1 protein-coding gene is annotated in these 665 nt (G+C 46.5%); it reads left to right on the forward strand.

Annotated features, from left to right (window positions below; translation table 11 throughout):
- Positions 1 to 665 (forward strand): MucB/RseB C-terminal domain-containing protein (locus R7E78_RS27225; RefSeq protein WP_318058762.1); only part of this gene is annotated, 665 nt, incomplete at both ends.

The following is a 665-nucleotide window of genomic DNA, read 5'->3' on the forward strand; positions in this document are numbered from 1 at the left end:
TTATATCCTTATCAAAAAGAACAGCATTGAGCCTTTGCTGTATCGTCACGCGACACACGGCGAAGATCAGTACGCTCATCTTGTTTATTTAAGTGGACCTGTACGTGAGGTGATTCGTCGCGGAACAGAAGTGAGTTATATCGAAACTGGCGTGGAACCGTTCACTATCGAATCAGGCAAAATGGTTGCACCAACGATACCGATGCTCAACACCAATATCGACGAGCTAAACCTGTATTACGACTACGTTCAAGTAGGGCGTGCGCGTGAAGCCGGTGTTCCAACTCAGGTATTACGCATTGTGCCGAAAGACGGACTACGTTATTCCTATGTCCTTTGGATTGACGAAAAGAGCAAATTGCCACTTCGCGCCGATCTTGTCGATCGTGATGGCGAGATGCTAGAGCAATACCGCACGATCTCTTACACAGTAAACCCTAAAATTGCAGAGTTGATGAGCGGCCTTGAAGACGTTCAACTTCCTGCTGTGCTTACAATGCCGAAAGGTGAAATTGGCACGAGCAATTGGACTGTAGGCTGGACTCCAGACGGTTTTCATCCAAACGATCTCAACCGCTACCGTATGGCATCAACAGACCAAATGGTAGAAAGTCAGTTGTATTCTGATGGCTTGTTCAACTTCTCTGTTTACGTAGCAAACAAAG

Source organism: Vibrio sp. YT-19(2023) (genome assembly GCF_033337395.1).